Origin of the sequence: Psychrilyobacter sp. (genome assembly GCF_049671765.1) — a bacterium.
GTDB lineage: Bacteria > Fusobacteriota > Fusobacteriia > Fusobacteriales > Fusobacteriaceae > Psychrilyobacter.
This window is the reverse complement of record NZ_JBATVM010000267.1, coordinates 1-7,713: the sequence shown is the minus strand read 5'-3', so window position 1 is coordinate 7,713 and position 7,713 is coordinate 1. Positions and strand designations below refer to the sequence as shown.

General features: G+C 28.3%; 8 protein-coding genes. All 8 read left to right on the top strand.

All coding sequences use genetic code 11. From position 1 onward, the window contains the following. Window positions 1-154 precede the first annotated feature (154 nt). The 8 genes from WBG30_RS12600 to WBG30_RS12565 all read left to right on the top strand — a co-directional run bounded on the left by WBG30_RS12600 (window position 155) and on the right by WBG30_RS12565 (window position 7,071). Window positions 155-1,624 carry an oligosaccharide flippase family protein gene (locus WBG30_RS12600; RefSeq protein WP_424505015.1) on the top strand — a complete coding sequence of 490 codons (1,470 nt, stop codon included), beginning with the start codon at window positions 155-157 and terminating at the stop codon, window positions 1,622-1,624. Between the two features lie 56 nt (window positions 1,625-1,680). Continuing rightward, entirely contained in the window at window positions 1,681-2,715 is a 1,035-nt protein-coding gene (locus WBG30_RS12595; protein WP_424505014.1) for a GDP-mannose 4,6-dehydratase, read from the top strand. A gap of 152 nt (window positions 2,716-2,867) precedes the next feature. Next, the gene (locus tag WBG30_RS12590; RefSeq protein WP_424505013.1) at window positions 2,868-3,233 is read left to right on the top strand and encodes a GxxExxY protein; all 366 of its coding nucleotides are present in this window, start codon (window positions 2,868-2,870) and stop codon (window positions 3,231-3,233) included. A gap of 248 nt (window positions 3,234-3,481) precedes the next feature. After that, complete coding sequence (locus tag WBG30_RS12585; protein WP_424505012.1) at window positions 3,482-4,648, top strand: nucleotide sugar dehydrogenase; 1,167 nt, start codon at window positions 3,482-3,484, stop codon at window positions 4,646-4,648. A gap of 499 nt (window positions 4,649-5,147) precedes the next feature. Then, window positions 5,148-5,429: a nucleotidyltransferase family protein gene (locus WBG30_RS12580; RefSeq protein ID WP_424505011.1), complete on the top strand. Its 282-nt coding sequence runs from the start codon at window positions 5,148-5,150 to the stop codon at window positions 5,427-5,429. Then, complete coding sequence (locus WBG30_RS12575) at window positions 5,410-5,883, top strand: DUF86 domain-containing protein (protein WP_424505010.1); 474 nt, start codon at window positions 5,410-5,412, stop codon at window positions 5,881-5,883. Before WBG30_RS12580 ends, WBG30_RS12575 begins: the two co-directional genes overlap by 20 nt. 487 nt (window positions 5,884-6,370) lie before the next feature. Then, window positions 6,371-6,682, top strand: coding sequence for a nucleotidyltransferase domain-containing protein (locus WBG30_RS12570; protein WP_424505009.1), 312 nt, complete (start codon window positions 6,371-6,373; stop codon window positions 6,680-6,682). Continuing rightward, window positions 6,682-7,071, top strand: a complete 390-nt coding sequence (locus tag WBG30_RS12565; RefSeq protein WP_424505008.1) for a HEPN domain-containing protein — start codon at window positions 6,682-6,684, stop codon at window positions 7,069-7,071. Before WBG30_RS12570 ends, WBG30_RS12565 begins: the two co-directional genes overlap by 1 nt. Window positions 7,072-7,713 lie beyond the last annotated feature (642 nt).

Below are 7,713 nucleotides of genomic sequence, written 5' to 3'. Positions count from 1 at the left end.
ATCTGCGTTTATTGTTTTTGCTTTTGGGACTAAGAACTCAGGAACAGCTATTAGACATAGAGATAAATTTATTTGTCTTGCGGCATTTTTAATAGTTCTTTTAAGAGATAACTTAAAAAAAATAGTTTTAAACTATAAAAAGTATTAAGGGTAGGTGACTAAAATCAACAAAAAAAATTTTAAAAAGAACTCTCTTTTATCCTTTATTAGTATTGGAGTAGGAACAGGATTAAGCTTTGGAATAACTTTAATTATTTCAAGGTTATTTGGAGCTTTTGACTATGGGAAAATTTTATTTTCATTAAGTTTTATTACAATCATGTCAATATTTCCAAAATTTGGATTAGATATTGGTTTATTATCTTTTTTAGGGAGAACAACAATAAATAAACAAGATAAAAAGTGTCTATTTACTAATGCTATAATTTTTACCGGAGTTCTTACAAGTATATTTATTTTTATAATATATAGATATAATGAAAATATCAATATATTTTTATTTGGAAATAAAGAATATGTAGTAGTAATAAGAAAAATACTACCACTTACTTTTTTTATTAATTTAAATATAGTTTATTTAAGTTGTTTTAGGGCTCATGGAAATATAAAAAAATCGATATTGTTTAATAGGGTTATTGTAAGGATATTTAAGATTATAGCTTTGGTTTGTTTGTTTAAATCAAATAAATATTCGTCAATTCAAAACATTATAATTGCAGAATATTTACAAGAATTATTAATGTTTTTTAATTATAGTTTTTATTCTTTAAAACTAAAATACTTTGGGAATGTAAAAATATCGTTGTTATTTAAATCATTATTAGTTTATTCTTTCCCGTTATTACTTAATGGAATAATTTTAATTTTAATAGAAAATATTGACCAGTATATGATCGGAAGCCTAATGACTCCTAATTTTGTGGCTATTTATAAAGCTTCTTATCAATTTGGGGCAGTTTCAAATATAGCTGCAACAGCGATTAATATATTATTTGTACCAATGATTGCTGAATTATATTATAATAACAATTTTATAGAATTAAAGAAAAAATATTCTGAGACAACTAAATACATGATTATAATAAATTTATATATTTTTGGAATAATTTTAAATTTTTCAAATGAAATAATGACATTAATGGGAAAAGAATTTATTATTGGTGCAAATGCTCTAATAATAATATCTTTAGGTCAAATTATAAATTCTGCAGTAGGATCAGTAGCGGAGTTGAATACAATGACTGGAAATCAAAAAGCTGTATTAATTTCAGGACTTGTTGTTTGTAGTAGTAATATTCTCTTAAATTTTATACTAATTCCAAGTTTTGGTATTGTAGGAGCAGCTATCGCGTCAATGATTTCATTGATTTTAAGGAATTTAATTAATTATATATATATGTTTAAACACTTACACATGCACCCTTATGAAAAATCATATGTTTCATATATTTTCATATTTATTTTTACGTCAACCTTAATATATTTTATTAAAGATTTGTTTTATTTAAATTATTTTATAAAATTATTATTAGGGGGAATAGCTTATTCAGTTATATATATAACAATCGTAATATTTTTTATTAAAAAAGACAGTAGTGAGCTTGAAACGATTAGTTCATTATAATAGTGAACTATTAACTCTTAGCAATTTGAGTGTATATTTCATATTAAGGAGGCAAAATGAAAACATACTTAATAACTGGAGCGTCTGGCTTCATAGGTTCACATTTAGCAGAAAAATTATTAAAAGAAGGAAATAGAGTTATTTGTGTTGACAACTTCAATGATTATTACGATACGACAATCAAAATAAGCAATACAGTTGAAAGTTGTGGATTGTCAGTTGATAGTTGCAAGTTGCTAGAGGATAGTTCGAAAGAGGAAAAATTGAAAGAATTAAAGAGTTTGGTTGATTCTGAGAATTATACTCTTGAGATTGTAGATATCAGAGATCTTGAAGGTTTGGAAAGAATTTTTTCTGAAAATAAAATAGACACAGTGGTTCATTTAGCTGCTAGAGCAGGAGTAAGGCCTTCTATTGAAGATCCAATCTTATATCAAGAAGTAAATGGAAGAGGTACTCAGAATATATTGGAATGTTGTAGAAAATATGGTGTTAAAAACATAGTTGCAGCTTCCAGCTCATCTGTATATGGGAATAACAAGGTAGTTCCTTTTAAAGAAACTGATCCAGTAGATTTTGCTATTTCTCCATATGCTGCCACAAAAAAATCCAACGAAGTTATGGGACATGTATACCATTCTCTTTATAAGATGAATATGGCATTTTTAAGATTTTTTACTGTGTATGGTCCTAGGCAGAGACCTGACTTAGCCATCAACAAATTTACAAGACTTATTTTATCAGAAGAATCAATACCAGTATATGGTGATGGAAGTACTTCTCGTGATTATACATATATAGCTGATATTGTAGATGGGATATGTAAATCTATAGATTATGTAGAAAATAATAAAGATGTGTATGAGATATTTAATATAGGAAGCAACAGCCCGGTATCGTTAACTGAGATGATAGAAACTATAGAGAAAGTCTTAGATAAAAAAGCTATCATTGAGAGATTACCTATGCAACCAGGAGATGTAGACAGAACCTATGCAGATGTAACTAAATTGAAAGAAATGACAGGATACAATCCAAGTCTTACCTTTGAAGAGGGAATAGAGAAATTTGTAGAACGGTATAGAAGATAGAGAATAGTTGCCAGTTATAAATTATCACAAAAGATTATTTTGATACAGATGATTTTTGTCGTAGATTACGAAAATTTTAATAGATAAATTTTTTGACACAGATATCACAGATAACTAAAAGATTGACACAGATTTTTATTTTGAGGTGAAAGATGTTCAATGAAAAAGAGTTAACTTATAAAATTATAGGTATAGCAATGGAAGTATATAATGAACTAGGTTTTGGCTTTTTAGAGAAGGTTTATGAAAAATCTTTACTTATTGCTTTTAAAGAAAATGGTTTGAATGTCAAGAATCAAATACCGATAGATGTATATTATCACAATGAAAAAGTTGGAGAATATATTGCAGATTTAATAGTAGAAAATAAAGTTATTATTGAATTAAAAGCAATTGAAAAAATAAATAAAATACATAGTGCACAGTTATTAAATTACTTGAAAGCTACAAATATAAAAATAGGTCTATTAATTAATTTTTCAAATAAAGGCTTAGAGTACAAAAGAATAGTTAATTAAATCTGTGAAAATCAGAAATTATCTGTGTAATCTGTATCAGATATCTTGAATTTGGTTATAGAAAATTAGTGTAATTCGTGACAAAATATTTTAGAGGATTAGGCTATCAGCCTTTTTCTTTTTGAAAAAAATGGAAAAATAGTTATGAGAATATAATTCATAGTTGCCAGAGGATAGTTGCGAGTTAAAAAAACTTTTAATTATCAACTATTGACTATCAACTAATACAGTTTGGGAGATGAGGAAAAATGAAAATAACAATAGCGGGGACTGGTTATGTTGGATTATCGAATGCCATATTACTATCACAAAACCATGAGGTAGTGGCACTAGATGTAATACCTGAAAAGGTAGAAATGATAAATAATAAGATATCACCTATAGTAGATGATTATCTTTCAGATTATTTAGCAAATAAAGAATTAAACTTAAAGGCTACTTTAGATAAAAAAGAAGCATATAAAGATGCAGAATATGTAATCATAGCTACTCCTACAAACTATGATGAAGTACATAACTTTTTCGATACTAGTTTAGTTGAAGTAGTTATTAAGGATGTATTGGAAATAAATCCTAATGCTATCATGGTAATTAAATCAACAGTACCTGTAGGATACACTAAAGGTATCAAAGAAAAATTTGGTGTAGATAATATTATCTTCTCACCTGAATTTTTAAGGGAAGGGAAGGCACTTTACGATAATCTTCATCCATCTAGAATAATAGTTGGGGAAAAATCTGAAAGAGCAAGAATATTTGCTGGCCTTTTAGCAGAAGGTGCTGTTAAAGAAAATATATCTATCTTATTTACAGAATCTACAGAAGCAGAGGCAGTAAAATTATTTTCTAATACTTACTTAGCACTCCGAGTAGCATATTTTAATGAATTAGATAGTTATTCAGAAGTATATGGATTAAATACTAAACAAATTATAGAAGGAGTAGGACTTGATCCTAGAATTGGAGATCACTACAATAACCCTTCATTTGGTTATGGTGGATACTGTCTACCTAAAGATACAAAACAACTTAGAGCCAACTACGATAAAGTTCCTAATAATATAATCCAGGCAATAGTGGATGCCAATACTACAAGAAAAGACCATATTGCCAGAAAGATATTGAAGAAAAATCCAAAGGTAGTTGGAATTTATAGACTTACTATGAAGATGGACTCAGATAACTTTAGAGCCTCAGCAGTACAAGGAGTAATGAAGAGATTAAAAGCTAAGGGAGTAGAGGTAGTAATCTATGAACCGGTGTTGAAGGAAGAGTCATTTTTTAACTCTAGAGTGATTAGTGATTTAGATGAGTTTAAGAAAATTTCTGATGTGATAGTTACTAATAGATTATGTGAGAAGTTGAGTGATGTAAGTGAAAAAATCTATACGAGAGATTTGTTTGCGCGTGATTAATCACGAGCAAACATGTACAATGTATAATGTACAATGCTAAAAAAATAAAATTCTTAAAAGATAATATATAAATAGAGTACAGAAGTAGCGAATCTATTTTCTGTACTTTTTATTATTTATGGAGATAGAGAGATGTGTTATTTCTTTCTCCCTGACATTTAGAAATCACTTTTTATCCTATAAATGATTTCTAATAATCGACACCCCGTGGGAGAGAGATAAAGAGAGAGGGGAGAAGGTTCCAAAGTTTCCGCATTTGATACGGGATACTGATATCACGATTATAAACTTCGCTTAAAACCAAGAAAAAGAAAATAATTGGACACGGAGATGCACTGAGGAAAAAAAGAGATACCCAGAGAAATTCTCTGTGAACCTCTCACCTAACCTCGGTGAATCTCTGTGTCAAAGAAAAGGTTAGGTTTATTTTTATAGAGGTATTTACCTCTTTTTTTTATGGTATACTGTAGTATAAACAAAGAAGATATTGGAGGTAGAAATGTATTTAGAGGAATTAAAAAAAATATTAAGACAAGAACATATATTAGAAAAATATCAAATAGATGAATTATGTATTTTTGGTTCCATTGCAAGGGGAGAAAATGGAAATGATATAGATCTACTAGTTAATGATGATAATTATAAAAAATGGATAGAAATAAAGGCAGAATTAGAGAAAAAAACAGGTATTAAAGTAGATATAATGTTAGAAAAATATGCAAATCCAATTGTACTTTATAGAGCTAATAGGGAGAAGATTTATGTTGGAAAATACAGCTAATGATTTATTATATATATTAAGCATATTAGAGAGTGTAGGGAAAATTAAAAGGTATTCAGAATTATATGATGATGCAGAACACTTTTTTGATGCACAAGATCAAATGCCATTTAATGCTACACTATCTCTTTTAATTAATATTGGTGAAGTTAGTGGAAAAATAACAGAAAATATAAAAAAGAAATATAGTGGAATACCCTGGAAATTGATGAAAGATTTTAGAAATAGAGTAGCTCATGACTATATGAATTTAGATATATTTATTACCTTTGATATAATCAAGAAAGAATTACCGAGAGTAAAATTAAATATAGAAGAGCTACTGATAAATGAATTGAATAATAAAAAATTTATAATGGAAGAATATAAAGTCTGTATTGGAAATAGGTATTATAAGCATATAAATTTTGAAAAAATAAATAATGAATTAAAGTCAGAATCTAATCAGTTATAAGTCAGGCTCAAAGGTAATAGGTTCTAACCAAGAAAAAGAAAAAAATTGGACACGGAGATACACTGAGGAAAAAAAGAGATACCCAGAGAAATTCTCTGTGAAACTCTGATCTTATCTCAGTGAAACTCTGTGTCAATAGATTTTAATGATTTGTGACAGGGTTTCAAAATATTGTAGAGGTAATTCATGAATTACCCGTACTAGAATGTTTATAGATTAGTGTAGATTGGTGGCAAAAGAAAAAGAGATAATAGAGTATAGATAGGGTTCTAACCAAGAAGGGAAAAGATCTCAACGCAGAGGAAAAAGAGTACACGAAGGACCGCAGAGGAAAAATAAATTTTAGGTTTTAACTCTGTGAACCTCTCATCTTGTCTCGGTGAAACTCTGTGTCAAAGAAAAGGTTAGGTTTATTTTTATAGAGGTATTTACCTCTTTTTTTTTATGGTATAATATAGAATATAATAAATTCATAGGGAGGTTGAAAATGATTAATTTAAGAAAAATAAATTTATTGAGAGATAAACTATCATCTCTATATAGTGCTGAAAAAATTTATGTCTTTGGTTCATATGCTTGGGGAGAACCAACAGAAGAAAGCGACTTAGATGTGTTGGTCATTAGTAATAAATTCAAAGAACTAAGTTTAGGAAAAAGAATAGCTAAAGCTACCGATATTCTTTTTGAACTGGATTTCCCTGTAGACTTAGTGGTAGAAACTTCAGATGAGTTCAATCAATTTGAAAAGGTAAGAGGAAGTTTAGAGTATCAAGTAGAAAATAAGGGGGTTTTATTGTAATGGAGAAATGGGAACAGCTATTACTCAGAGCAAAGAATGACCTTATAACAGCTAAAAAAGGTTTAATAGAACCAAAAACTCTTGATACATCTGCATATCATTGTCAACAATGTGCTGAGAAAGCAATGAAAGCTTACCTCAATTATAGAAATATAGATACAGAGGATAGAAAACTGAGGACACATAATTTATTGATGTTATTAAAAGTTTGTGTATCTCAGAATCAAGAATTTGAAAAAATGAAAAAATCTTGTGGGATATTGAACCCTAATGATACTTTATATAGATATTTTAATAGTTATCAAGTGATGCCAGAAGAAGATGAAATTATAGAATTAATTGAATTAGCAGAAGACCTTTATAATTTTGTAGTAAAATTAGTAGATTAGTACTGCGGAAGCGAAATGACTATAAACTTCGCTTTAAGGTTTTAATCTAAAAATAGAAGATTTTAACTCAGTGAATCTCAGTGATCTCTGAGCCTCTGCGTTGATTGGTTTTAATAATTTGTGACAAAGAAGATTCTAAAGGTTTCGCCTTTAATACGAGTTACTTCTTTCTCAATAGCAAGAAAAAGTAACCAAAAAGTGCCAGAAGTTTCATTTCGCTTACTCATTATGGATTCTCTTAAATAGAGAAACCGAAGCAATAACCACCTTGTCTTAGCTAAGTAAGTCACAATCGTCATTGTAGAAACAGTACTGCTGAAGCTCAACGACTATAAACTTCGCTTTAAAGTCAAAAGAACAATCAGATTTTAGTCTGCGTGAATTTTGTAAGATTCTAACCAAGAGAAAAGATTTAAGATCTGTGTAATCTGTGTCAAAAAATATTTTGAATTTATGTAGAGGTAATTCATGAATTACCCGTACGATAAAGTATATAGATTGGTGGTAAAAAAAGGTTAGGTTTATTTTTATAGAGGTATTTACCTCTTTTTTTTTTGTAAAAAATAAAATTAATTCAAAATTTTTTTTATTTCATTTTTTCTAAAAGTACTATATTTTTAATATCTTTTATCTATATTATTT

Bases quoted from the DNA above. Each gene is read 5' to 3' on its own strand.
- WBG30_RS12595 (WP_424505014.1), top strand. From the start codon at position 1,681: ATGAAAACATACTTAATAACTGGAGCGTCTGGCTTCATAGGTTCACAT.
- WBG30_RS12590 (WP_424505013.1), top strand. From the start codon at position 2,868: ATGTTCAATGAAAAAGAGTTAACTTATAAAATTATAGGTATAGCAATG.
- WBG30_RS12585 (WP_424505012.1), top strand. From the start codon at position 3,482: ATGAAAATAACAATAGCGGGGACTGGTTATGTTGGATTATCGAATGCC.
- WBG30_RS12580 (WP_424505011.1), top strand. From the start codon at position 5,148: ATGTATTTAGAGGAATTAAAAAAAATATTAAGACAAGAACATATATTA.
- WBG30_RS12575 (WP_424505010.1), top strand. From the start codon at position 5,410: ATGTTGGAAAATACAGCTAATGATTTATTATATATATTAAGCATATTA.
- WBG30_RS12570 (WP_424505009.1), top strand. From the start codon at position 6,371: ATGATTAATTTAAGAAAAATAAATTTATTGAGAGATAAACTATCATCT.
- WBG30_RS12565 (WP_424505008.1), top strand. From the start codon at position 6,682: ATGGAGAAATGGGAACAGCTATTACTCAGAGCAAAGAATGACCTTATA.